We start from the raw sequence: 25,206 nt of genomic DNA, 5'->3' as shown, positions 1-25,206 counted from the left end.
TAAAGGAGGAATGAAAAGTAAACGATTGCGCGGCAGGGCGCTTTTTTTGCCCCAGGTCAATTCCCTTTCCCGCTGCAATCGCAGATAATACGCCCCCGGTTTGCACACCGGGAATCCAGGAGAGTTCATGTACTACCCCTTCGTTCGTAAAGCCCTTTTCCAGCTCGATCCTGAGCGCGCTCATGAATTTACATTCCAGCAATTACGCCGTATTACGGGAACCCCGCTTGAAGCGCTGGTGCGCCAGAGAGTGATGGAGAAGCCGGTCACCTGCATGGGATTAACCTTTAAAAACCCACTGGGTCTGGCAGCAGGGCTGGATAAAAACGGCGAGTGCATCGATGCACTGGGTGCGATGGGCTTTGGTTCCATTGAAATTGGCACCGTCACGCCACGTCCACAGCCGGGTAACGACAAGCCGCGCCTGTTCCGTCTGGTGGAGGCCGAAGGGCTGATCAACCGCATGGGCTTTAATAACCTCGGCGTCGATCATCTGGTCGAGAATGTGAAGAAAGCGCATTTCGATGGCGTTCTGGGCATTAATATCGGCAAAAATAAAGACACGCCGGTAGAGCAGGGCAAAGATGACTATCTGATTTGTATGGAAAAAGTCTACGCCTACGCCGGGTATATTGCGGTGAATATCTCTTCACCTAACACCCCAGGCCTGCGCACGCTGCAATATGGTGAAGCGCTCGACGATTTGTTAGTCGCCATCAAAAATAAGCAAAATGAACTCCAGGCGACCCACCATAAATATGTTCCGGTGGCTGTTAAAATCGCCCCAGATCTGACCGAAGAAGAGCTGGCGCAGGTGGCCGACAGTTTAGTTCGCCATAATATTGATGGCGTTATTGCCACTAATACGACCCTCGACCGTTCTTTAGTGCAGGGGATGAAATATTGCGACGAAATGGGCGGCCTGAGCGGGCGTCCGGTGCAGTTAAAAAGCACTGAAATTATTCGTCGTCTGTCAGAAGAATTGAAGGGCCGCCTGCCAATTATTGGGGTGGGGGGAATTGATTCAGTGATGGCCGCGCGCGAGAAAATGGCGGCTGGCGCTTCGCTGGTGCAGATATATTCGGGCTTTATTTTCAAAGGCCCACCGCTGATTAAAGAAATCGTTAATCATATCTAATCTTTTATCATGACTCACAACCAGGGCTTTATTTCCAGCTCTGGTTGTTTTATATTCCCGGACTGTTGCTTTATTAGACATTGTGGTCTTTGATTATTGAAGTTTAAAAAGCGAAGCGGCAATACAGGACTTTCTTACGACAGGACGTTTTAGGAACGGGAGAGACAAATGCGAATTAAACCTGACGATAACTGGCGCTGGTATTTCTGTGACGAGCACGATCGCATGATGCTCGATCTGGCCAATGGTATGTTGTTTCGTTCTCGTTTTGCCCGCAGGATGTTGACCCCGGATGCCTTTGCCGATACCGGTTTTTGCGTTGATGATGCTGCACTCTATTTCTCTTTTGAAGAGAAGTGCCGTGACCTCGAACTGTCGAAAGAACAACGCGCCGAGCTGGTGCTCAATGCGCTGGTGGCGATCCGCTTCCTTAAACCCCAGATGCCGAAAAGCTGGCACTTTCTTGCTCACAACGAGCGCTGGTCTCCCGTCACCGGCGATGCCGCGTGCGTCAGCCTGAGCGAGAATGCCGAGCAGGTGAATTTGCTGGTGGTGGAGCCGGGCGATAATGCCGCGCTCTGTTTACTGGCGCAGCCATCGGTGACCATTGCCGGGCGCACCATGCAGCTGGGCGACCCGATTAAAGTGATGAATGACCGGCTAAAACCGCAGCCGGTCTGTTTCAGCCTCGAGCAGGCTGTTTAAGCTTCCAGCTGTAACGCACTTTTCGGTACGCAGCTGCAGCACAGAATCGTGCCGTCACTGCCGATAGCCGATTTCTTCAACGCCGTTACTTCGCCTTCGACCAGGGTAACGCGACAGCATCCGCAGATCCCCGCCCGGCAGGAATAGGGCACACGAATACCGGCCTGTTCAAGCTGTTCCAGTAATACCTGCTGATTGTTGCCACGGATCGTCTGACCCTGCCACTGAATAGTGATAGCCGTCGCGGGCTGCGTCTCTACTTCGATAGCCTCTTCCTCAGCCCCTGCGCCGTAGATCCGGCCTGGCCCTGTGGAGAGAATTTCCACTTCGTCGCCTACGCGGATCACCCCGCTGCTGCGCGGGATCAGGTTCTGACCAAAATCGACATCGCCATTATCCTGTGCGGTGCGGAACGATTGCAGCGTTTTTAGCGGTTCACCGGCAGGGTGCTTTTGTCCTTTTTCCGGGCTGACGGTGGTAAAGATGCAGCGGCTGCAGGGTTTCACCACGTCAAAGATAACCTCCCCGATGCGGATGACTTTCCAGGTATCCTCTTCCCAGGCCGTTGCGCCTGTGACCACCAGATTCGGGCGGAACTGCTCCATCTGCACGCTGGCCGGGCAGCGCTTTTGCAGGTCGCGCAGGGAGGCGTCGTTAGTGAGCAGGAACGGGAAGCCGTCGGCAAACGACAGCGGAACCGCGGCAAAATCTTTAACGCGTCGCGTCATTTCAGGCCCGACCCAGCGGAGCTGTACCGGGCGCGAAAAGAATTCGCTCAGCCAGCGGTTGATCGTGTCGGGGGCGATACGCGCGGTAAAGTGGTTGCCCCATACTTCGGTAGGCGAATCCGCAGGGGCAAAATCGCTGAAGCGAACAAGACTACTGGAACCGTCTGGTGCGGTAAGATGCAGGCCGTCCTGAACCGGGGCCGGGGTGAAACGAACCATCTGTGGGAACTGGCGTGCGGTAATAAAGGTGCCATCCGGTTCTGTGATCATAAAAGTGCGATCATACGCAAAACCGCTGACGTCTGCGAAGGCATGCGTCAGCCCAATACCGCGCATGGATTTGACCGGATGAATGAAAAGCCTGGATAACGTCGCCACGGCACCGCTCCCTCAAATGAAAATAAGCCCTCAACTTTATGACATAGCGCCTGGATTGGCTATAATGCGCAGCAATTTTCTTAGAGTAAAAGTGACGATATGAATTCTCTGTTTGCCAGTACGGCCCGTGGGCTGGAAGAGCTGTTAAAAACTGAACTGGAAAACCTGGGTGCGCAAGAGTGCCAGGTGGTTCAGGGTGGGGTCCATTTTCAGGGCGACACGCGGCTTATTTACCAGAGCCTGATGTGGAGTCGCCTGGCCTCACGCATCATGTTGCCGATGAGAGAGTGCAAGGTTTACAGCGATCTCGATCTTTATCTGGGCGTGCAGACTATCGACTGGACAGAGATTTTTGCCCCGGGCGCCACTTTTGCCGTGCACTTCAGCGGCCTGAATGACGAGATCCGCAACAGCCAGTATGGCGCGCTGAAGGTCAAAGATGCCATCGTTGACTGCTTCACCCGTAAAAATCTTGAACGTCCGAACGTCGATCGTGAAAACCCTGACCTGCGTATCAACGTGCGTCTGAACAAAGAGATCGCCAGTATCGCGCTGGATCTGTGTGGCGAAGGCCTGCACCAGCGCGGTTACCGCGACCGGGCAGGTATCGCGCCGATCAAAGAGAACCTGGCGGCGGCCATTGTGATGCGTTCCGGCTGGCAGCCGGGTACGCCGCTGCTCGACCCGATGTGCGGTTCCGGTACGCTGCTGATTGAAGCGGCCATGCTGGCGACCGATCGCGCACCTGGCCTGCACCGCGGCCAGTGGGGCTTTAAAGGCTGGGCACAGCACGACGAAGCCACCTGGCAGGATGTCAAAGCCGAAGCGCAGACCCGTGCGCGCGCAGGTCTGGCAGCCTATGAGTCCCGTTTCTACGGCTCTGACAGCGATAGCCGCGTGATTGAACGCGCGCGCAGCAACGCCCGTCGCGCCGGGATTGGCGATCTGGTCTCCTTTGAGGTGAAAGATGTCTCCCAGCTCACCAACCCACTGCCAAAAGGCCCGTACGGCACGGTGATCAGCAACCCGCCTTACGGCGAACGTCTGGACAGCGAACCGGCGCTGATTGCCCTGCACAGCCTGTTGGGTCGCACCATGAAAGATCTGTTTGGCGGCTGGAATCTGTCGCTATTCAGCGCCTCGCCGGAGCTGTTGAGCTGCCTGCAGCTGCGCGCCGAGCGCCAGTTCAAAGCCAAAAACGGCCCGCTGGACTGTGTGCAGAAGAATTATCACCTGGCCGAAAAAGAAGCCGACAGCAAGCCAGCCAGCATTGCGGAAGATTACGCCAACCGTCTGCGTAAGAACCTGAAGAAATTTGAAAAATGGGCGAAGCAGGAAGGGATTGAGTGCTATCGCCTGTATGACGCCGATCTGCCGGAGTACAACGTGGCGGTCGACCGCTACGGCGATTGGGTGGTCGTGCAGGAGTATGCCCCACCGAAAACCGTTGATCCGCAAAAAGCGCGTCAGCGTATGCTTGATATCATCGCTGCAACCATCAGCGTACTGAATATCGCCCCGAACAAGCTGATCCTCAAAACCCGTGAGCGTCAGAAGGGTAAAAATCAGTACGAGAAGATGAACAGCAAGGGCGAGTTTATCGAAGTGGGCGAATATAACGCCCGCCTGTGGGTGAACCTGACAGACTATCTTGATACCGGTCTGTTCCTCGACCACCGTATCGCCCGTCGTATGCTGGGCCAGATGAGCAAAGGTAAAGACTTCCTGAACCTCTTCTCCTATACCGGCAGTGCCAGCGTGCATGCGGGTCTGGGTGGCGCACGCACAACCACCACGGTGGATATGTCCCGCACCTATCTGGAGTGGGCAGAGCGTAACCTGCGTCTCAACGGCCTCACTGGCCGGGCGCACCGTCTGCTGCAGGCCGACGTGCTGGGCTGGCTGCGCGAATCGGATGAACAGTTCGATCTGATCTTTATCGATCCGCCGACCTTCTCCAACTCCAAACGCATGGAAGAGTCTTTTGATGTGCAGCGCGACCATCTGGCGCTGATGAAGGATCTCAAACGGATGCTGCGTAAAGGCGGCACCATTATGTTCTCGAACAACAAACGCGGCTTCCGCATGGATCATGAAGGGCTGGAACAACTGGGGCTGAAAGCACAAGAAATCAGTCAAAAAACCCTGTCCCAGGATTTTGCCCGTAACCGTCAGATCCACAACTGCTGGCTGATCACCGCCGCCTGAAAGGAAAAGTAAATGTCATTAATTAGTATGCATGGCGCGTGGCTGTCCTTCAGCGACGCACCGCTTCTCGATAATGCAGAGCTGCATATCGAAGATAACGAACGTGTCTGTCTGGTAGGCCGTAACGGCGCAGGTAAATCGACCCTGATGAAGATCCTGAACCGTGAGCAGGGTCTGGATGACGGACGTATCGTGTACGAGCAGGACCTGGTGGTGGCGCGTCTGCAACAGGATCCGCCGCGTAACGTGCAGGGCAGTGTCTATGATTTTGTGGCCGAGGGGATCGCCGAGCAGGCGGAATACCTGAAAGGTTACCACGAGATCTCGCACCTGGTGATGACCGACCCGAGCACCAAAAACCTCAACGAGATGGCGCGTTTGCAGGAACTGCTGGATCACCATGGTCTGTGGCAGCTGGAAAACCGTATCAACGAAGTACTGGCCCAGTTAGGGCTGGAAGCGGATATGCCGCTGGCCTCTCTCTCCGGCGGCTGGCTGCGTAAGGCTGCGCTGGGCCGGGCGCTGGTCAGCGGGCCGAAAGTGCTGCTGCTTGATGAACCGACTAACCACCTCGATATTGAAACCATCGACTGGCTGGAAGGGTTCCTGAAAACCTTCGGCGGCACCATTATCTTTATTTCACATGACCGTTCGTTTATTCGCAACATGGCAACCCGCATTGTCGATCTCGACCGCGGTAAGCTGGTGACCTATCCTGGCGATTACGATACCTATCTGCTGGAAAAAGAGGAAAACCTGCGGGTGGAAGAGCTGCAAAACGCTGAATTCGACCGCAAGCTGGCTCAGGAAGAGGTATGGATCCGTCAGGGCATCAAAGCCCGTCGTACCCGTAACGAAGGCCGCGTCCGCGCCCTGAAAGCGATGCGCCGTGAGCGCAGCGAACGCCGTGAAGTAATGGGCAGCGCGAAAATGCAGGTCGAAGAGGCGAGCCGCTCAGGCAAAATCGTCTTTGAGATGGAAAACGTCAACTACCAGGTAGACGGCAAAGTGCTGGTGAAGGACTTTTCCGCCCAGGTTCAGCGCGGGGATAAAATTGCTCTCATCGGCCCGAACGGCTGTGGCAAGACGACCCTGCTGAAGCTGATGCTGGAACAACTGAAGGCCGACAGCGGCCGCATCCATTGCGGGACCAAGCTGGAAGTGGCTTATTTCGACCAGCACCGTGCCGAACTGGACCCGGACAAAACGGTCATGGACAACCTCGCAGAAGGTAAGCAGGAGGTGATGGTAAACGGGAAACCGCGTCATGTGCTGGGCTATCTGCAGGACTTCCTGTTCCATCCTAAACGGGCGATGACTCCGGTTCGTGCTCTCTCCGGGGGGGAGCGTAACCGTCTGTTACTGGCGCGTCTGTTCCTGAAACCCAGCAACCTGCTGATTCTCGATGAACCGACAAACGATCTTGATGTGGAAACGCTGGAACTTCTTGAAGAACTGATTGATAGTTATCAGGGAACGGTAATGCTGGTCAGCCACGATCGTCAGTTCGTGGACAATACCGTTACCGAATGCTGGATCTTCGAAGGGCAGGGTCGTATCGGACGCTACGTGGGCGGCTACCATGATGCCCGTGGCCAGCAGGCGCAGTCGCTGGCGACGAAACAGTCAAAAGTGAAGAGCGAAGCGGACGTTGCGGTAACCAAAGCAGAAACGGTCAAACGTGGCAGTAATAAATTAAGCTATAACCTGCAGCGCGAACTCGAAGGCTTGCCGCAGCGTCTGGAAGAGCTGGAAGCCAGTCTGGAAAGTTTGCAGGCTCAGGTGGCCGACGCGTCATTCTTTAGCCAGCCGCATGACCATACGCAAAAAGTTCTTGCCGATATGGCCCAGGCTGAGCAGGCGCTGGAAGAGGCATTTGAACGCTGGGAATATCTTGAGGCTCTGAAAAACGGCGCATAAGTGAAACATGGAGCCAGTATGTGTGAACATCACCATGCCGATCGGCATATTTTATGCTCCCAGTGCGATATGCTCGTGGCGCTACCCGCGCTCGAGCATGGACACAAAGCGGCATGCCCGCGGTGCGGGACAACGCTGACAACGAAGTGGGACGCGCCGCGGCAGCGTCCCACTGCTTATGCTATTGCTGCGCTGTTCATGCTGCTTCTGTCCAACCTGTTTCCCTTTATCAATATGAAAGTGAGTGGTATCACCAGCGAAGTGCATTTGCTGGATATACCCGGTGTTATGTTCTCGGAAGATTACGCCAGTCTGGGCACTTTCTTTATGCTTTTCGTCCAGATCGTGCCAGCGTTTTGCCTGGTGGTGATTTTGCTGCTGGTGAACCGCGTGCATATACCCAGGGCACTGAAAATCAGGCTGGCGCGGATCCTGTTCCAGTTAAAAAGCTGGGGGATGGCGGAGATTTTTCTTGCCGGGATCCTGGTGAGCTTTGTCAAACTGATGGCCTACGGCGACGTGGGCGTTGGCAGCAGCTTTATTCCCTGGTGTCTCTATTGCGTCCTGCAACTGCGCGCGTTTCAGTGTGTTGACCGCCGCTGGGCCTGGGACGATATCGCCCCGGCGCCCGTGCTGTCGCAAAAGCTAAAGGTCGGTGTGGCGGGTATCCAACAGAATCTTCGTCTGTGTCCCTGCTGTACGGCGATCCTCCCCGTTGACCAGGAAATCTGTCCACGTTGCGAAACAAAAGGGCATGTGCGGCGCAAAAACAGTCTCCAGTGGACGATGGCGCTGCTCGTCACTTCGATCATGCTCTATTTCCCTGCCAACATCCTGCCGATTATGATCACCGATCTGTTGGGCGATAAAATGCCCTCCACCATCATGGCCGGGGTGGTTCTGCTGTGGGGGGAGGGGTCTTATCCCGTGGCGTTGGTGATTTTTATCGCCAGTATTATGGTTCCTACGCTCAAAATGATTGCGATCGCCTGGCTCTGTTGGGATGCCAAAGGACACGGTAAGCGGGATAGCGAGCGGATGCATTTGATTTATGAAGTCGTCGAGTTTGTTGGACGTTGGTCAATGATTGACGTCTTCGTGATTGCCGTTCTGTCTGCCCTGGTGCGGATAGGCGGGTTAATGAGTATTTACCCTGCAATTGGGGCGCTGATGTTTGCACTGGTCGTGATTATGACCATGTTTGCGGCCATGACTTTCGATCCGCGTTTATCGTGGGATCGTGAGTCAGAACTGAGCCATGAGGATGAATAAAAGCATGGAAAATAAGAGTGGAGAGGCGAAAGTCCAGAAGGTCAAAAACTGGTCACCGGTGTGGATCTTCCCCATTGTGACCGCGCTGATCGGTGCCTGGATCCTGTTTTATCATTACAGCCATCAAGGCCCGGTTGTCACGCTGATCACCACCAACGCCGAAGGAATTGAGGGCGGTAAAACGACCATCAAGAGCCGCAGCGTAGATGTAGGGGTGGTCGAGAGCGCGACCCTGACCGACGACCTGACGCACGTAGAAATTACCGCCCGCCTCAATGCCGGTATGGAAAAGCTGCTGCATGGCGACTCGGTGTTTTGGGTGGTGAAACCACAGGTGGGGCGCGAAGGCATTAGCGGCCTGGGAACCCTGTTATCCGGGGCCTACATCGAACTGCAGCCGGGGAAAAAAGGTGCTCAACCGGAGCAGTATCAATTGCTGGACTCTCCGCCGCTGGCGCCGCCGGATGCGAAGGGGATCCGCGTGATCCTCGACAGTAAAAAAGCCGGTCAGCTCAGTCCGGGCGATCCGGTGCTGTTCCGCGGTTATCGGGTCGGTTCTGTTGAAACCAGTACCTTTGACACGCAAAAGCGCACCATCAGCTATCAGCTGTTCATCAATGCGCCGAACGATCGTCTGGTCACGGGCAACGTGCGCTTCTGGAAAGACAGCGGCATCGCCGTTGACTTAACCTCCGCAGGCATGCGCGTCGAGATGGGTTCCCTCTCCACGCTGTTTGGCGGCGGCGTGAGCTTTGACGTGCCGGAAGGGATGGATCAGGGACAGCCCGTGGCGCAGAAAACCGCGTTCAGACTGTATGACGATCAGAAGAGCATTCAGGATTCGCTTTATACCGACCACATCGACTACCTGATGTTCTTCAAAGATTCTGTTCGTGGCCTGCAGCCGGGCGCGCCGGTTGAGTTCCGTGGCATCCGCCTTGGCACCGTCGGCAAAGTGCCGTTCTTTGCGCCGGGGATGCGTCAGGTGCTGGATGACGATTACCGTATTCCGGTGCTGATCCGCATTGAACCGGAGCGTCTGATTAATCAGGTTGGCGATACGCCTGACATCGCTCAGCATATCGACGGATTGATGAAGCGCGGCCTGCGCGGCTCGCTCAAAACCGGTAACCTTGTGACGGGCGCGCTATACGTGGATATGGACTTCTTCCCGAAAGAGCCGCCGGTAAAAGCGATCCGCGAGTTTGGGGGCTACAAAATCATCCCAACCGTGAGCAGTGGTCTGGCGCAGATCCAACAGCGTTTGATGGAAACGCTCGACAAGATCAACAGTCTGCCGCTCAATCCGATGATTCAACAGGCCACCAATACGCTTAGCGAGAGCCAGGCGACAATGCGTCGTCTGCAAACCACGCTGGATAACCTTAACAAGCTGACCGCCAGCCAGTCGATGCAGCAGCTGCCGCAGGACATGCAGAAAACGCTGCGTGAGCTGAACCGCAGTATGCAGGGCTTCCAGCCGGGTTCAGCGGCGTACAACAAAATGGTGGCGGATATGCAGCGCCTCGATCAGGTTCTGCGTGAACTGCAGCCGGTACTGAAGACGCTGAATACGAAGAGCAACGCGCTGGTATTCGAAGCGAAAGACAAAAAGGACCCTGAGCCGAAGGGGGCTAAATAATGAAAAAATGGCTAATGATCACCGCAGTGGCGCTTCTGACCGCCTGTAGCTCATCAGAGAACAAGAGCTATTACCAGTTGCCTGTCGCAGCGCAAGCGGGTGGGCAAAGTATCGCCAGTCAGGGGAACCGCCTGCTGTGGGTAGAGCAGGTGGCCGTCCCGGATTACCTGGCCGGTAATGGCGTGGTATATCAAACCAGCGATGTGCAGTATGTCATCGCCAATAACAACCTGTGGGCCAGCCCGCTGGACCAGCAGCTGCGTAACACGCTGGTCGCTAATCTCGGTAGCCAGCTGCCGGGATGGGTGGTGGCTTCGCAGCCGTTGGGAAGCGACCAGGATACGCTGAACGTCAACGTGACTAACTTCCATGGTCGCTATGATGGCAGGGTGATTGTCAGTGGGGAATGGTTGCTGAAACATCAGGGTCAGTTGATTAAGCGACCTTTCCATCTTGAGTTGAAGCAGCAAAAAGATGGCTACGATGAGATGGTGAAAGTGCTGGCACAAGGGTGGGCGCAGGAGTCTGCGAGCATTGCCAGAGAGATTTCCCGACTGCCATAAGTAAAATTCATCGCATTAGGCCGCAGTTAGCGTCACGCTAATTGCGGCTTTTTTTTGGTTTATGCTCAGGCCGTTACTTGTGCCGCATCACACTTTTTGTACAAATGATCTTTTGAGTTGGTCACAAATATGACACTGGCGTGAATTTTGCGCATTGACGATCAACGCTAATCAGGGTATTCGTTATCTGTGGTTGCACGTTTTGTAATCACTGTTTTCTTTTCCACCAGATCAAATAATGAGGGAAACGAGGCATGAAGAGACAGAAACGAGATCGCCTTGAAAGGGCTCATCAACGTGGTTATCAGGCTGGCATCGCCGGACGTTCTAAAGAAATGTGTCCCTATCAGACCATCAATCAAAGGTCGCAATGGTTAGGGGGCTGGCGAGAAGCCATCGGAGACAGGGCAGTACTTGCTTGATAGCGTCTCTTTAAAAAAGAAACCTCCGCAGTGCGGAGGTTTCGCCGTTTTATGCTTCGGTAAAAGCAAAAATCAGAATGCGGAAGTATCCTGGAACAGACCCACTTTCAGGTCATTCGCGGTGTAGATCAGACGACCGTCGACCAGCACTTCGCCATCCGCCAGGCCCATGATCAGGCGACGGTTAACAATGCGTTTGAAGTGGATACGGTAGGTGACTTTTTTCGCGGTCGGCAGAACCTGACCGGTGAATTTCACTTCGCCAACGCCCAGGGCGCGGCCTTTGCCTTCGCCACCCAGCCAGCCGAGGTAGAAACCAACCAGCTGCCACATTGCGTCCAGACCCAGGCAGCCTGGCATCACCGGATCGCCAATAAAGTGGCAACCAAAGAACCACAGGTCCGGGTTGATATCAAGCTCTGCTTCTACGTAACCCTTATCGAAGTTGCCGCCGGTTTCCGTCATCTTAACGACACGGTCCATCATCAGCATGTTCGGGGCCGGTAACTGCGGGCCTTTTTCGCCAAACAGTTCACCGCGACCAGAGGCAAGAAGATCTTCTTTTGTATAGGATTCGCGTTTATCTACCATGTTCTCAGTATGCCTTATTTTAGTGAAGGACGCAGGATAGCTAACACGTGTACGCTGAACAAGTCCGATCAGTTCGGCGTGAACCAGTTCAACCAGCGTAACGGCCAGGGATAACGATGCCGTGCTTCCTGTTGTGTTGCCTGCGCAATACGTTCCTGGATGGTGTTCATTAACGTCGTCTGCCCTTCAGCATCCCACTCCAGGTTTGTCAGTAAGGGTAGCGCATCTGCAATGTCTTCGATGGCCCAGAGACTGAATTGTTCCTCTTCTACCGCGGTCAGCAGCGCCTGACTGAGGCTGAGATGACGCACGTTCGGCAGTGGAATAATAACGCCCTGTTTACCGTTCAGGCCGCGTTGCTGGCAAACGTTAAAGAAGCCTTCGATCTTCTCATTCAGACCGCCGACCGGCTGCGCACGACCAAACTGATCCACCGAACCGGTGATGGCAATGCTCTGATTCACCGGCACATCGGCAAGGGCGCTGATTAATGCGCACAGTTCTGCCATTGAAGCGCTGTCGCCATCGACTTCACTGTAGGATTGCTCGAAAGTCAGCGAGGCGGTGAAGGGGATCTGCTGCTCAAGCTGCAGTTCCGACATCAGATAAGCCTGCATGATCATCATGCCTTTGGCATGAATGTTCCCGCCCAGCTCGGCTTTACGTTCCACATCGATAAACTCACCGTCACCAATGTGTACAACGCAGCTGATACGAGACGGCTCGCCAAAGGCGCGCGGATGGCCCGGGAACTCGATCACCGACAGGGCATTGATCTGTCCGACGCGTTCACCTTCCGTTTCGACCAGGATCTGCTCAAGCAGGATCTCATCCTGCATGCGATCGGCCAGGTAGCCTTCGCGCCACTCTCGCTGCAACAGCATCTGGGAGAGCTGTTCGCCGGTAATAGTGTCGTCATCAGTCATGGCCGCAGCTTCACGCAGCTGCTTGCCAAGCCAGAGCGGGCAAAGCGGCAGGGTCTCCTGATCGCCGGTGTAGCGAACCGCCTCGCGGATCAGCACGGGCCAGGCATCGGCTGCCGGGGTAGGCAACTGCGCACGTTCGCAAACGGTAAGCACCCACTGGAGCCATTGCTGCATATCTTCGGCATCGGCGATCTGTGTGCTGTCTTCGAACTCGCTGTACACCACCTGGTCGGCCAGCTCGGGTTCCATCTCCTGGAAATCAGCCAGCGCTTCGCGATCGCCAATCAATACCACTTTCAGGGAGAGCGGCATAGAAGGCACGGCAACCGGAAGAGGGCGAGACTCATCCCAGGTCACCCAGTCAAAGCGCTGCTGGTTAACGCTGTTTTTCAGACGCATCCACAGCAGCGGCTGGGCCAGCAGCGTGCGCAGAGAGATGAGCAGCACGCCGCCATTGGCCTGATGGACCAGACCGGGATGCAGGGTTATTTCGCCATTGAACTGGCGCAGGCAGCCGAACAGCTGTTCTGCTTCTGTCCAGCCCGCCGGAACGATATTGCCTGTGACCGCAAAACGGCCATCGGGTACGGTGGCGGGTTCAAAGGTGACGCTGTGGCCGCTGATGCTGTATTCACCCCCAAAGACCGTCCCGGTTTCTGGTTGCAGCTGCCGCATGGCATCCGCCAGAAGACTCAGGTACTCCGCTTCGTCTGGCGCTTTCAACAACATGAACGGTGAGGTTGCCCACGGGCTTAACACCTGCTCCAGTGCGTAATGCAAACGGGGCTGTGTGTCACTGAGGATGTATTCGTGTTCTTTCGCGAGATCTGGCTGTGCAAACAGTTCCTGATAGCTATCGGTATCAGGAACGAGGTCACGCCATGCAAGTTTCGTAATGGTCAAAGTTGATGTTTTTTAGTCAGAAGTAAAACGATGGAGTATACCGTAAGGTGCAGGCTCTGCCCATGGGGAATGGGCGTTTCAAGAGATGAATGCATCACCGCGTGTCACAGGATATGATTTCTTTTCAGCAGATTGCCAAAAAACTGATATTCTGAACAGAGTTACACGGTCACACTGAGATCGCGATGAAATACCAACAACTGGAAAATCTCGAAAGCGGCTGGAAATGGAAGTATCTGGTCAAAAAACACCGTGAAGGGGAATTGATCACGTGCTACCTCGAAGCCAGTGCCGCAAAAGAAGCTGTGAATTTATTGCTGACCCTCGAAAATGAACCCATTCTGGTCAACGGCTGGATAGATAAACACATCAATCCGGCGCTACTGAACCGCATGAAGCAGACCATCCGCGCGCGGCGGAAACGGCATTTTAATGCCGAGCACCAGCATACGCGGAAGAAGTCGATCGATCTGGAGTTTATGGTCTGGCAACGGCTGGCCGGGCTGGCCCAGCGCCGCGGTAAAACCCTGTCAGAAACGATCGTGCAGCTGATCGAAGATGCGGAACATAAAGAGAAGTACGCCAGTCAGATGTCGACCCTGAAAACCGATCTCAAGGCGCTGCTGGCTGGTAAGAAGTAGGGTTTTCCTTTTCTTCAGGCAATAAAAAACCCCGCAACATGGCGGGGTTTTTTGTCAGACGATAACTTATGCCGCTGGCTGAGTTACAACGTCTTTGATGCCTTTAACTTCGATCTCTACGCGACGATCTGGTGCCAGGCAGTCGATCAGTGCAGCGCGAGCTTTCACGTTGTCACAGGTAGAACCGGTAACTGGGTTAGATTCGCCCATACCACGTGGGGAGATCTTGTTAGCCGGGATACCTTTAGAGATCAGGTAGTCAACAACGGACTGAGCACGTTTCTCGGACAGACCCTGGTTGTAAGCGTCAGAACCGATACGGTCGGTGTAACCCAGAACAACTACGGAACCATCTTTAGGATCCAGGTTGCTCAGCTGGGTGTACAGCTGATCCAGTGCCTGCTGACCTTCTGGTTTCAGGGTAGCTTTGTTGAAGTTGAACAGAACGTCAGACTTCAGAGTGAAGTGCTTGGTCTGTACTTCTGGAGCTGGTGCTGGCGCTGGAGCAACGATTGGCGCTGCTTCTTCCTGCTGGCCGAAACGGTAGGAAACACCTACGCTCAGCATGCCGTTGTCTGGACGAACACCAACGGTGTTGCCGTCGCCGATGTTGTTAACCCACTGGTATTCCAGACGGGTAGCAACGTCACGGGTCATTGCCCACTCAACGCCACCTGCGAATACTGGAGAAACGCCAGTGTCATGGTCGTCGCCAGCGATGCTGTTGCTGGAGTCTGCACGCCATACCATGCCGCCCAGACGGGTGTAGATGTCTACAGCGTCATTTACTGGGTAGCCCAGTTTAGCAGTCAGCTGAACGCCCTGTGCTTTGAATGCACCGTTAACGTTGTCACCTTTGTAAGGCATGCGGCCCAGCCAGTCGTAGCCCATTTCGAAACCAACGTACGGGTTAACCTGATAACCACCGAACGCGCCTGCGCCCAGCTGGCTTTCGTGAGTTGGGCCGTCGTTGTTCAGAGCATCGTTATACCAGCCAGTGTCATGGAACTGAGACCAGCCCAGTTTGCCACCTGCATACCAGGTATTATCTTTCGGAGCGGCCTGCGCTACGGTAGCGAAACCTGCCAGTGCCACTGCAATCGCGATAGCTGTCTTTTTCATTTTTTGCGCCTCGTTATCATCCAAAAATCGCCATGAGAATCTCAATGAGAGTCACGGTTAAATCCTTCACCGGGGGGCGGGGACAAAGAGTAAAGCTACCGATATCTTCGGTTTAGGCCGAGCACCCCTGGCGATGTAAAGTCTACAACGTACCTGAAAACTTACAAGTGTGAACTCCGTCAGGCATATGAAAAAAAAAGTTTTATATACACAATATTTAACATTTCTGGCGAAGATTTGGGCGTGCTAAACTGGAGGAAGCCGCGGCAGACAAGACTTGTCGCGGCTTTTAGAAGGGGAACCAATGGCGTACAGCGCGTGCAAAAAAAATTCCAGGAAAACTCTTATTTTTACTTAGTGATACAAATTTGAGTGAATTTTTAGCCCAGAAAGGTGTCCGTTGCCGTGAGCGTTCATCCTGACGGGACGCATAATGAAGCCGAGTGCATTCCCTTCTTCGGCCGCTTCGGCCAGTCGATATTGTTCCGTTTCGGTTAGCTCTTCCGTAAACCAGCCAATCACTACGCTGTAATTCCCGGTACGCAGCGCTCTCACCATGGATTCTACAGTATGGCAGGGATCCATCTGGCTAACCTGCATCACTTTGGTGAGCGGTAAACCTGCGGATTGCACCCATTCCCGACTTAATTTCTGCTGCGGCGTGAGCCACAGCTGCCAGCGAGACTGCTGACCAAGCTGCTGTAACAGGGGCAGCAATAACAGCTGCGTCATCATGGGCTGGTCTTCACGGTAAAGCACTTCACTAATCAGCCCGGTGGTCATATAAGCAGCGGAACTCCGTGCACTTTTGCCGGCAGAAGAAGAGAAAGTTGTTGAACGGTTTGCATAGCCTGAAGAGTACATAATCAATCCAGCCCTGTAGTTACTGTATGGATATACAGTAACCCCTGTACGTCTAAAGATCAACTTCATTTTCGGAAAGCGCCTCGCAAATTTGGTTTGTTATTGAGGCGTATTGAAAAATCATCTTGCCGTTCAATCATAAGTTACCTATTTTTTGGCTAACGGATCCGTTAACAAATGACTGCACCATTACTCCATGATTTAAAAGGGAAATATCATGAAAAAGTTATCCTACGAGCGGATCTATCAATCCACGAAATATCTTTCACCCCTCGGAGAGGTCCAGCATCGCGCCCTGTTTGGCGGATACACATTGGCGGTGGATGACGCAGTCTTTGCGATGGTGTCAGATGGGGAGTTGTACCTGCGTGCCTGTGAAGAGAGCGCACCGTATTGCGCCAAAAATACCACCTCTTATCTGACGCTGATGAAGCGGGGGCGCGCGGTATTGCTGAATTATTACCGTGTCGATGAGGCGCTCTGGCAGGATCAGAATAAGCTTTTACAGCTCTCTTCACTTGCTCTCGAAGCCGCGCGGCGGGAGCGCCGTGAGCGGTACAAACGCGACAGGCTGAAAGATTTACCCAATCTCAACTTTCAGCTTGAGATTCTGCTGAATGAGGCGGGCATCACCAACGAAGCAGCACTACGCGCCCTCGGTGCTGAGCAGAGCTGGCTAAAGATCAGAGCGCTTAACAAGCATTTGAGTTACAAAGTGCTGTTTGCGCTGGAGGGGGCGATAGTGGGGCTGCATGAAGCAGCGCTCCCGGAGCTCAGGCGCCGGGAGCTGGTGGAGTGGTACAAAACGCTACCGGTAGAGAACAGTCCTCACTCTGGCAGTTGATTCACGTGCTGCTGTAAACGACAAATTTCTGGCAGCAACGCAATAAGCAGACCGATTTGCTGCAGCACTAACGGCGCTTTGGTCTCGGCACCCGGTTCAATATGCGAAATGCGTTGCGCCAGTTCGGACAGGGCCTGCTGAACACGAGGCTCATCCGCCGGGCGTTGATGAAGCGCATCATCGACATAGCAAACGGCGTCATCCAGCAACGCCAGGATGGCCGGGCTGGTCAGCCGCTCACGGTGTGCGCCCAGCGCCGAGATGTAGCTGGTAAAAGTATGGTTCAGGCACAACAGGCGGAATGCGACTTCACGTGTTTCCGCCGTCGCCCGCGGCTCCGTGGACATGTTCGAGACCACCGACGCCAGCTCTGCATCGCGGTTGTGCGCATCGCGCCGGGCGATGCGATACGCCAGTCGGTTATCCCGGCCCTGATGATACTGCTCAAGGATGGCATCCAGATACCGGCAGTTAGCGTTCATCGCCTGATCCAGCACGCGGGGTAGGTTACGGAAGCGCCAGTCTGGCCAGATAAAGCTCACCGCGGCCCAGGCAATGGCGCAGCCAATGAGGGTATCGATGATGCGCGGCAGCGCCACTTCAAAGCCTTCCCCGAGCAGGTTGAAACAGAGCAGAACCAGCAGGGTTATGAACATAGTCGCATGCGCGTACTGCACATTGCGAAACGCAAAAAACAGCACCCCGGTGATCACAATTAAGATCAACTGGCCTTCCACTGAAGGGACAAAGTAAAGAATCGGCAATCCGATGGCGACCCCCACCAGCGTACCGAGAATACGCAGCGCAAGCCGGTGGCGGGTGGCGTTGTAGTTGGGCTGGCAGACAAACAGGCTGGTCAGCAAAATCCAGTAGCCATGGTCAAGCCCGGTCACCTGTATAAAGGCATAGCCAATACAGAGCACCACCGACATCCTGACGGCGTGGCGAAACAGTGCCGATTCAGGTGAAAAGTTGCGGCTTAAGCGCAGCCACATATCGCTAAAACCGTTAAGACTGTCGTCGGCAAGCTGGTTTTCGACATCGTTACCGGGCATCGCCTGGGCTTGCCCGGATTCGATAGTGGCGAGCTGGGCATCAATGGCGCGCAGGTTGCTCAAAAGAAAACCCAGCGCTTTCATTTGTTCGGCAGAGGTCCCGCTGGCCTGAACGCGATCGAGCGCTGCATCCAGGTGCGTGAAGGCCCGCTCAAAACGCGGATCGTGCTGATAGGGGGTGCGCAGCAGGATGGAGCGTGACAACTGCTGGCAGGCCTGCGCCTGCATAAAGAGCAGCCGCTGGAAGCGAAACATGACATCGCTATAGCGAAACTTCTCGCGCAAGGTGGCGTACTGAATATGTGATGAACTGGCACGCTCATGGATATCCTGCGCCACAAAATAGTAGTGCAGGGTGCGGCGGGTGCCACGCTGGCCGCGATCGCCGCGCAAGCGGGTGAGCAGAGAGGCTTTGGTCTGGTTTAACGTGGTCACCAGTTGACCGTTCGCCAAAGCCAGATCGTACAGCGGTGCCTGGCCGTCATCTTCAATATCGGGGTCGAAGAGGCGGGATTTTAGCTCCAGGTAATGCGCCAGCTGCTCATAGCTGCGGGCCAGATTGTCCTGCAACGGGCGAATAGGAAAGATGAGATGCCCGGCAAGGGTGAGCAGGTTATACCAGACCGCCCCCAGCAACAGCAGAACCGGTTGCTGATACCACTGATCGTAAAGTGACACTCCCAGCATGGTATAGATAGCAATCAACAGAGCGCCAAAGGCGATGGTGGCGTAGCGCTGGCCCAACCCGCCCAGCAGAATAAAGACGCTGGTGGAAAGCGTCAGTCCGATGGCGAAAAGCCATGGCCACGGGAAGAGCAGCTCCACCGACGCCGAGGCGATAAAAAAGCAGATCAGCGTGATGACCAGATTGCGCAGCCGACCGGCGAGACGGTCATCCAGATCGGCCAGCGCCCCGGCCACGACGCCCAGCGTCAGCGGAATGGTCAGCTTCACATCCCCCAGCCACCAGGGCAGGGCGGTGCTGCCACAGAGGGCAATAAAGATTCTGGCGTTATACAGCCAGGCGCTGTTGAGGGTGTAGCGGCGAAGCAGCGGGCTTAGCATAAGCGCACGGGATCCTTGTTACGGAAAACGACGGCGGGCGTTGGCCTCACGCGCAGCACGGGCAACTTCCACCGGGACGACCCGGCGTCCGACAGGCCACAGGGCAATGGCGGCAATTTTGAAATTGGCGATCCCGACAGGGATGCCGATAATCGTAATGCACTGCGCGATCCCCGCCACAATATGCATCAAACACAGCCACCAGCCGAAAAAGATCAGCCACAGAATATTGAGCAGCGTTCCGCCGGTATTCATGAGCGCGTTTTTGCTGCCAGGTTCCAGCTCATCCACATGGACCGCTTCATTACCAAACGGGACCAGCGAAAGTTTGGTGATCTCCCAGCAGGAACGCGTCAGCGGCAGGGTGAAGATCAGGACCACGCTGACCAGGGTTGCCAGCAGCCAGGAGAGCGTAGTGGCAAACCCACCCAGGACAAAATTCAAAATATTCAGAACGGTACGCATAAAACCTCAATTCTTTCCATAATGTTGAAGCCCTGCTGATTGTAACGTTTTTTTGCGCTGGAGCACCTGAAAACTGGCAGTTAAACTATCAGGCAATTATTCACGTCGTGGATCGGGCTGGACATGGAACTGAAAGCAACTTCGTTGGGCAAGCGCCTGGCACAACATCCGTACGACAAAGTCGTTCTGCTCAACGCCGGGGTAAAAGTCTCCGGCGAACGTCACGAATATCTCATTCCCTTCAACCAGCTGCTCGCCATTCACTGTAAGCGCGGCCTGGTCTGGGGCGAGCTGGAGTTTGTCCTGCCCGAAGAGAAAGTGGTGCGTCTGCACGGGACGGAGTGGGCGGAAACCCAGCGTTTTCATCACCATCTGAACACGCTCTGGCAGCAATGGAGTGCTGAAATGAGCGAGGTGGCGGCGCAGGTATTGCAAAACGCGCTGAATGACATTACCACCAGCAATGAGCAAAACAGCTGGCTGACGCGGGAGAAAACGCTGGGCCTGCAGCAAAAAATTAATCAGGCGTTGCAGGCGCTGCCGCTGTCGGTCTCGCGGCTGGACGAGTTTGATAACTGTCGGGAAGCCTGGCGCCAGTGTCGGGCATGGCTGGAGGATATTGACCAGAGCCGGCTGGCGCACAACCAGGCGTGGACCACCGCCATGCTCAGCCAGTATGCCGATTTTTTTGCCGGTATAGAGTCATCTCCTCTTAACCCGGCCCAGGCCCGGGCCGTGGTTAACGGCGAGCAGTCGCTGCTGGTGCTGGCGGGAGCCGGCAGCGGGAAAACCTCGGTGCTGGTGGCGCGGGCGGGCTGGCTCCTGACCCGCAATGAAGCCGTCCCCGACCAAATTTTACTCCTGGCATTTGGCCGCAAAGCGGCCCAGGAGATGGATGAGCGAATCGAGGCCCGGCTGCACACCCGCGACATTACCGCCAGAACATTCCACTCCCTGGCCCTGCACATCATTCAGCAGGGGAGTAAAAAGGTGCCGGTCGTCAGCCAGCTTGAGAATGACACCGTGGCGCGGCAAAAGATCTTTATCGAGGCCTGGCAACAACAGTGCAGCGAGAAAAAAGCGCAGGCCAAGGGCTGGCGTCAGTGGCTGGAAGAGGAGCTGGAGTGGAGCGTGCCGGAAGGCAGTTTCTGGCAAAACGAGAAGCTGGCGCGCCGACTGGCCCCGCGGCTCGATCGCTGGGTGAGCCTGATGCGGATGCATGGTGGCGCTCAGGCTGAGATGATTGCGGGCGCGCCCGAAGAGATCCGGGCCTTGTTCTCAAAACGGGTGAAGTTAATGGCCCCGCTGTTAAAAGCCTGGAAAACTGCCCTTAAGGAAGAAAATGCCGTCGATTTTTCCGGGTTGATCCATCAGGCCATCATTATTCTTGAAAAAGGTCGCTTTATTAGCCCGTGGAAGCACATTCTGGTGGATGAGTTTCAGGATATTTCTCCTCAGCGCGCAGCCCTGCTGGCGGCGCTGCGGGCGCAGAATAAACAAACCACCCTGTTTGCTGTCGGGGACGACTGGCAGGCGATCTACCGTTTTAGTGGTGCCCAGCTGTCATTGACCACGGCGTTCCATCACTATTTTGGCGAAGGCGATCGCTGCGATCTCGATACCACCTACCGTTTCAATAACCGGATCGGCGAGATCGCCAACCGGTTTATTCAGCAGAACCCGAACCAACTGGCAAAACCGCTGAACAGCCTGTCGGCAGGCGACAAAAAAGCGGTCACCCTGCTTGCAGAGGATCAACTCGATGCCCTGCTGGATAAACTCAGCGGTTACGCCAGGCCGGAGGAGCGCATTCTGGTGCTGGCGCGATATCACCACCTTAAGCCCGCCAGCCTGGAGAAAGCCGCGACCCGCTGGCCGAAACTACAGCTGGATTTTATGACCATCCATGCCAGCAAGGGGCAGCAGGCAGATTATGTGATTGTGGTAGGGTTGCAGGAAGGGAGCGATGGTTTCCCGGCACCGGCGCGCGAATCGGTAATGGAGCAGGCTTTGCTGCCAGTGGTGGAAGATTTTCCCGATGCCGAAGAGCGACGATTATTGTACGTGGCGATGACCCGCGCCCGTCACCGCGTCTGGCTGTTATTCAATAAAGAGCAGCCGTCGCGCTTTGTGGAGATTTTAAAGGACATTGATGTGCCGGTGGCGCGTAAACCGTAGCGGTGTTTTACCCGGTGGCGCTGCGCTTACCGGGCCTACGGGTCATGCGGTTTAGGGGTTTTGTAAGCCGGGTAAGGCGAAGCCGCTACCCGGCAGGGCGGGTATTTATTTCAGGCGTTCAGCCAGATAGCGCTGATAATCCGGGATCAATATCTCTACCTGGTCGTTGAACTGCGGAGAAGCAATAATAAAATCCGCCGTCGACAGGTTGGTGGCGACCGGAATGTTCCATACCGTGGCCAGGCGCAGTAGCGCTTTCACGTCCGGGTCGTGCGGGACTGCATTCAGGGGATCCCAGAAGAAGATCAGCACATCAATCTTTCCTTCCGAAATCTGCGCGCCCACCTGCTGATCGCCGCCCATCGGGCCGCTCAACATGGCATTGACCTGAAGCCCGGTTTCGCGGTGGATCAGATTACCGGTGGTGCCGGTGGCAGAAAGCTGGTGTTTTTCCAGCAAGGATTTGTGGCGCTGGACCCAGTTGAGCAGCATCTGTTTGCAGTGATCGTGCGCCACCAGCGCGATATGTTTGCGGTCCGGCAGTGTGCGAGTTGTGAGTTCCATAATCTCTATCCGTTAGTTAACTGGTTACAGATTACTGGAAGCACCTGACGCTGCAAGGGAAAGGGGTAAAAAATGCGGCTCAGGACGAGGGTTGTTGCTTCGCCCATTGCAGAAAACGGCTACGGGTCTCGGGATCGGCCTGGGCAAACCAGTATTTGAGCCGCTGCTCAGTCAGGTTCTGCGACTGCGGCGGCGGCATATCCAGCTCGGACACGCCAGATAGCAGCGTACTGTCGTCGGCCATGGTGGTGGAGAATTGCGGTATTGAGGCGCTCTGTCCGGCTTTGTTATATCGCTCGGTATCGTATTCGTAATTCACGCCGGAAGGCGTATCGGTGATCGCCAGAATATCCAGCTTCACCGGAATCGGGGTCGCATCGCCATCCAGTAATTCAATATGCGGTGAATGATCAAAAAGTTGCGACTCTTTTTCTGTTTCCAGCCGGGGAAGACTAAAATTAACCTGACTGATGCGCTGGGTGTTGAAACTGGCGACCAGGGGAGGGGAGATATAAACCCGTTCTTCATGATTGCCGAGGCGAATGGTCTTCTCTACCCGAAACACAATCTGATGAGGGCCATTGTCCAGCTCGATGCTGTCCGCGCCGCGCAGCAGTGAACTGGAGACCTTTTTTCCGTCCAGTACCAGCAGATCGATGTCCGTAGAGAGCCGCAGCGTTGTGGCAAAAACGCAAACCGGCATGAGCAGCGCAAACAGACTCCAGGCAATGCCGGTTTTCATAAAAAACCCTCTTAAAAGACGCGCGTCATGAATAATGTATCAAATTTTTTCTTAAATCATATTTACTAACATATAGACATAATCTGGGCATTTGCCCTCATGCGGACGTATGGGATGGCAGGTTGCTTTCACTGCATGAATATTGATGATGAATACGCCAGGAGGAAATCCATGAAACAGAATGATATTGCTGAGATCCTGTCCACCACCCGGACCATTGCGCTGGTAGGGGCAAGCGATAAACCCGACCGTCCCAGCTATCGGGTGATGAAATACCTGCTCGATCAGGGCTATCACGTGATCCCGGTATCACCAAAAGTGGCAGGTAAGACGCTGTTGGGCCAGCAGGGGTACGGCACTCTGGCAGAGGTACCGGAAAAAATCGATATGGTGGATGTGTTCCGTAATTCTGAAGCCGCCTGGGGTGTCGCGCAGGAAGCCGTTGCCGTCGGGGCGAAAACCCTCTGGTTACAGCTCGGGGTTATTAATGAACAGGCCGCGGAGCTGGCGCGTGAGGCGGGGATGAATGTCGTCATGGATCGCTGCCCGGCGATTGAGATCCCACGTCTGGGAATGGCGAAGTAATAAAAAACCCGGTCAGCCACCGGCTACCGGGTTTTCGTTAGTTGCGCAGGCGCGGGGCCTGTAACTGTCTGCGGATCGTTTGCGCCAGTTCATCCATGGAAGGCTGTTCAGGGTGTTCATCCTGTTGTTCGCCACTCAGTTGGGCTTCGGCAAGATAGGTATGCACGGCCTGGCCTTCGTCGTCTTCCATCACCACGTGGTACCAGGGGGCGGCGCGGAGTTCTGCGTTCACCGCCAGCTCATCGGCTGACGGTTCATCGAGGGAATATTCCGGGTCGATATCCACGACCACGCCCAGGTATCCTAACAGGGAGTGGCGGACCTGCTGGCCGATACCGAATTTGCTGGCAATCATAGTCACCTCCCGGGAAACGTTACTTACACTATAGGTGAGGGCAACATTCCACTTTTCAAGTTACATGATGCGACAGGCAAATCCTTTCAGATACAGCCCTTCCGGATAGGTAGCGATCACCGGATGATCGGCCGCCTGACGGAACTGCTCTATAAATTGTACATCACGACCAGCATCTACAGCGGCATCCGCGATAATTTTCTGGAATAATTCGGTGGTCATCAGGCCGGAACAAGAGAAGGTCAGCAGCACGCCGCCGGGGTTAAGCAGCTGGATCGCAAGCATATTGATGTCTTTGTATCCACGGCAGGCACCCATCAGCTGGTTTTTGTTTTCCACGAACTTTGGCGGATCCATCACAATAACGTCAAACTTCTCGCCCTGGTCGCGGTATTTACGCAGCAGCTTGAAAACATCGTCGCGCACAAATTCGGCTTTGCTCAGATCCAGCTTGTTCAGCGCCACGTTCTGCTTCGCCACGTCCAGCGCTTCCTGGGACGTATCAACGCTGACCACCTGGCTGCAACCGCCCATCAGCGCCGAGACCGCAAAACCGCCGGTATAGGAGAAGCAGTTCAGCACGCGTTTATCAGCAACGTACTGGCGGGTCGCCAGACGGCTGTCACGCTGATCAAGGTAGTAACCGGTTTTATGGCCACCCTGAATATCCACCAGCAGTTTCATGCCGTGTTCTTCAATCGGCAGCAGGGCTGGTGGCAGTTCACCGGTGACGGTGCCCTGAGTTAGCTCCATCCCCTCTTTTTTACGCACCGCAACGTCGCTGCGATCGTAAATGGCGCATTCAGGATACTGCGCCTGCAGGGCGCTGATTAACGCCGCACGCTGATATTCAGCGCCCGCGCTTAACAGTTGCAGCACCAGGAAGTTGCCGAAACGGTCGATGGTCACACCCGGCAGACCGTCGGATTCACCGGCGATCAGGCGATAGCTGTCCAGCCCGTCGCGTTTTGCCAGCCAGTCGCGCCACTGCTGCGCCTGCTGCAGACGACGAACAAAGAAATTGATGTCGATGGTTTCATCTTTATCGAAGGTCCAGACGCGCGCGCGGATCTGGGACGCAGGCGAGTAGGCGCCACGCGCTAACCATTTACCCTGATGGTCGACAATATCAATGGTTTCACCGAGGTTGGCTTTGCCTTCCATACGGGCGACCGCGCCGGAGAAGACCCAGGGATGGCGGCGCAACAAGGATTTCTCGCGCCCTTTGGCTAACACTAAACGTACACTCATAATTTACTATTCTGTCGATTCCAGGGAAATGGCGCGTAGAGTAGCACAGATGGCCGGGGGCAATCATCTGCGGGTACCG

At 55.1% G+C, this 25,206-nt stretch carries 23 protein-coding genes; 12 read left to right on the top strand and 11 right to left on the bottom strand.

Annotated features, from left to right (window positions below; all coding sequences use genetic code 11):
• The first annotated feature begins 127 nt into the window (after positions 1-127).
• Positions 128-1,138 carry a quinone-dependent dihydroorotate dehydrogenase gene (gene pyrD / locus ABIE02_RS03600; protein ID WP_059308350.1) on the top strand — a complete coding sequence of 337 codons (1,011 nt, stop codon included), beginning with the start codon at positions 128-130 and terminating at the stop codon, positions 1,136-1,138.
• Positions 1,139-1,306: 168 nt separating this feature from the next.
• On the top strand, positions 1,307-1,843 hold the full coding sequence (gene zapC, locus ABIE02_RS03595) for a cell division protein ZapC (RefSeq protein ID WP_032617388.1): 537 nt from the start codon (positions 1,307-1,309) through the stop codon (positions 1,841-1,843).
• Here the strand turns inward: zapC and ABIE02_RS03590 are convergent.
• Positions 1,840-2,949 (bottom strand): YcbX family protein, encoded by a 1,110-nt coding sequence (locus ABIE02_RS03590; protein WP_336995032.1) that lies wholly within the window; start codon positions 2,947-2,949, stop codon positions 1,840-1,842. The genes zapC and ABIE02_RS03590 overlap by 4 nt on opposite strands.
• A 99-nt stretch (positions 2,950-3,048) precedes the next feature.
• Here ABIE02_RS03590 and rlmKL point away from each other — a divergent pair, with 99 nt between their 5' ends.
• From rlmKL to rmf, 6 genes are all read left to right on the top strand, one after another.
• Positions 3,049-5,157, top strand: coding sequence for a bifunctional 23S rRNA (guanine(2069)-N(7))-methyltransferase RlmK/23S rRNA (guanine(2445)-N(2))-methyltransferase RlmL (gene rlmKL / locus ABIE02_RS03585; RefSeq protein ID WP_032617391.1), 2,109 nt, complete (start codon positions 3,049-3,051; stop codon positions 5,155-5,157).
• Positions 5,158-5,169: 12 nt separating this feature from the next.
• Positions 5,170-7,077, top strand: coding sequence for an ABC transporter ATP-binding protein (locus ABIE02_RS03580; RefSeq protein ID WP_032617392.1), 1,908 nt, complete (start codon positions 5,170-5,172; stop codon positions 7,075-7,077).
• 18 nt (positions 7,078-7,095) lie between these two features.
• The gene (gene pqiA / locus ABIE02_RS03575) at positions 7,096-8,349 is read left to right on the top strand and encodes a membrane integrity-associated transporter subunit PqiA (RefSeq protein WP_336995033.1); all 1,254 of its coding nucleotides are present in this window, start codon (positions 7,096-7,098) and stop codon (positions 8,347-8,349) included.
• A gap of 4 nt (positions 8,350-8,353) precedes the next feature.
• Positions 8,354-9,991 carry an intermembrane transport protein PqiB gene (gene pqiB / locus ABIE02_RS03570; RefSeq protein ID WP_032617484.1) on the top strand — a complete coding sequence of 546 codons (1,638 nt, stop codon included), beginning with the start codon at positions 8,354-8,356 and terminating at the stop codon, positions 9,989-9,991.
• Complete coding sequence (gene pqiC / locus ABIE02_RS03565; protein ID WP_155166537.1) at positions 9,991-10,554, top strand: membrane integrity-associated transporter subunit PqiC; 564 nt, start codon at positions 9,991-9,993, stop codon at positions 10,552-10,554. The genes pqiB and pqiC overlap by 1 nt, the downstream gene beginning before the upstream one ends.
• 254 nt (positions 10,555-10,808) lie before the next feature.
• Entirely contained in the window at positions 10,809-10,976 is a 168-nt protein-coding gene (gene rmf, locus ABIE02_RS03560; RefSeq protein ID WP_032617397.1) for a ribosome modulation factor, read from the top strand.
• Positions 10,977-11,048: 72 nt separating this feature from the next.
• Here the strand turns inward: rmf and fabA are convergent, their stop codons facing one another.
• Together fabA and ABIE02_RS03550 are read right to left on the bottom strand one after the other, a co-directional pair.
• Positions 11,049-11,567 (bottom strand): bifunctional 3-hydroxydecanoyl-ACP dehydratase/trans-2-decenoyl-ACP isomerase, encoded by a 519-nt coding sequence (fabA, locus tag ABIE02_RS03555; protein ID WP_032617398.1) that lies wholly within the window; start codon positions 11,565-11,567, stop codon positions 11,049-11,051.
• Between the two features lie 68 nt (positions 11,568-11,635).
• Positions 11,636-13,396 carry an AAA family ATPase gene (locus ABIE02_RS03550; protein WP_230431343.1) on the bottom strand — a complete coding sequence of 587 codons (1,761 nt, stop codon included), beginning with the start codon at positions 13,394-13,396 and terminating at the stop codon, positions 11,636-11,638.
• A gap of 185 nt (positions 13,397-13,581) precedes the next feature.
• On the opposite strand from ABIE02_RS03550, the gene matP reads away from it, so the two are divergent.
• Positions 13,582-14,037, top strand: a complete 456-nt coding sequence (gene matP, locus ABIE02_RS03545) for a macrodomain Ter protein MatP (RefSeq protein ID WP_032617400.1) — start codon at positions 13,582-13,584, stop codon at positions 14,035-14,037.
• Between the two features lie 66 nt (positions 14,038-14,103).
• On the opposite strand, the gene ompA is transcribed toward matP, so the two are convergent.
• Both ompA and sulA read right to left on the bottom strand, forming a co-directional pair.
• Positions 14,104-15,159, bottom strand: a complete 1,056-nt coding sequence (gene ompA, locus ABIE02_RS03540; RefSeq protein WP_103792031.1) for a porin OmpA — start codon at positions 15,157-15,159, stop codon at positions 14,104-14,106.
• Between the two features lie 354 nt (positions 15,160-15,513).
• Complete coding sequence (gene sulA / locus ABIE02_RS03535; protein ID WP_032617403.1) at positions 15,514-16,023, bottom strand: SOS-induced cell division inhibitor SulA; 510 nt, start codon at positions 16,021-16,023, stop codon at positions 15,514-15,516.
• A 217-nt stretch (positions 16,024-16,240) separates the two neighbouring features.
• Between sulA and ABIE02_RS03530 the strand changes: the two genes are divergently transcribed.
• On the top strand, positions 16,241-16,867 hold the full coding sequence (locus tag ABIE02_RS03530; protein WP_059308343.1) for a TfoX/Sxy family DNA transformation protein: 627 nt from the start codon (positions 16,241-16,243) through the stop codon (positions 16,865-16,867).
• Here the strand turns inward: ABIE02_RS03530 and yccS are convergent.
• Positions 16,852-18,987: a YccS family putative transporter gene (gene yccS, locus ABIE02_RS03525; protein WP_130589068.1), complete on the bottom strand. Its 2,136-nt coding sequence runs from the start codon at positions 18,985-18,987 to the stop codon at positions 16,852-16,854. The genes ABIE02_RS03530 and yccS overlap by 16 nt on opposite strands.
• Before the next feature lie 18 nt (positions 18,988-19,005).
• Positions 19,006-19,452, bottom strand: coding sequence for a YccF domain-containing protein (locus ABIE02_RS03520; RefSeq protein ID WP_032617407.1), 447 nt, complete (start codon positions 19,450-19,452; stop codon positions 19,006-19,008).
• A gap of 123 nt (positions 19,453-19,575) precedes the next feature.
• On the opposite strand from ABIE02_RS03520, the gene helD reads away from it, so the two are divergent.
• Positions 19,576-21,630 carry a DNA helicase IV gene (gene helD, locus ABIE02_RS03515; protein WP_151583867.1) on the top strand — a complete coding sequence of 685 codons (2,055 nt, stop codon included), beginning with the start codon at positions 19,576-19,578 and terminating at the stop codon, positions 21,628-21,630.
• 105 nt (positions 21,631-21,735) lie between these two features.
• Here helD and mgsA read toward each other — a convergent pair whose 3' ends face one another.
• Both mgsA and csgI read right to left on the bottom strand, forming a co-directional pair.
• Positions 21,736-22,194 carry a methylglyoxal synthase gene (gene mgsA / locus ABIE02_RS03510; RefSeq protein ID WP_032617409.1) on the bottom strand — a complete coding sequence of 153 codons (459 nt, stop codon included), beginning with the start codon at positions 22,192-22,194 and terminating at the stop codon, positions 21,736-21,738.
• Positions 22,195-22,273: 79 nt separating this feature from the next.
• On the bottom strand, positions 22,274-22,936 hold the full coding sequence (gene csgI / locus ABIE02_RS03505) for a curli synthesis inhibitor (RefSeq protein WP_032617410.1): 663 nt from the start codon (positions 22,934-22,936) through the stop codon (positions 22,274-22,276).
• Positions 22,937-23,107: 171 nt separating this feature from the next.
• On the opposite strand from csgI, the gene ABIE02_RS03500 reads away from it, so the two are divergent.
• A complete protein-coding gene (locus ABIE02_RS03500) occupies positions 23,108-23,521 on the top strand; it encodes a CoA-binding protein (RefSeq protein ID WP_032617411.1) in 414 nt (137 codons plus the stop codon).
• Between the two features lie 37 nt (positions 23,522-23,558).
• On the opposite strand, the gene hspQ is transcribed toward ABIE02_RS03500, so the two are convergent.
• Together hspQ and rlmI are read right to left on the bottom strand one after the other, a co-directional pair.
• Positions 23,559-23,876 carry a heat shock protein HspQ gene (hspQ, locus tag ABIE02_RS03495; RefSeq protein WP_032617412.1) on the bottom strand — a complete coding sequence of 106 codons (318 nt, stop codon included), beginning with the start codon at positions 23,874-23,876 and terminating at the stop codon, positions 23,559-23,561.
• Between the two features lie 60 nt (positions 23,877-23,936).
• A complete protein-coding gene (rlmI, locus tag ABIE02_RS03490; RefSeq protein ID WP_032617413.1) occupies positions 23,937-25,127 on the bottom strand; it encodes a 23S rRNA (cytosine(1962)-C(5))-methyltransferase RlmI in 1,191 nt (396 codons plus the stop codon).
• Positions 25,128-25,206 lie beyond the last annotated feature (79 nt).

Source organism: Leclercia sp. 1548, from assembly GCF_050435045.1.
Taxonomy (GTDB): domain Bacteria; phylum Pseudomonadota; class Gammaproteobacteria; order Enterobacterales; family Enterobacteriaceae; genus Enterobacter; species Enterobacter adecarboxylatus.
Note: the sequence above shows the minus strand (reverse complement) of the source record. Positions and strands in the feature narration are given on the sequence as shown.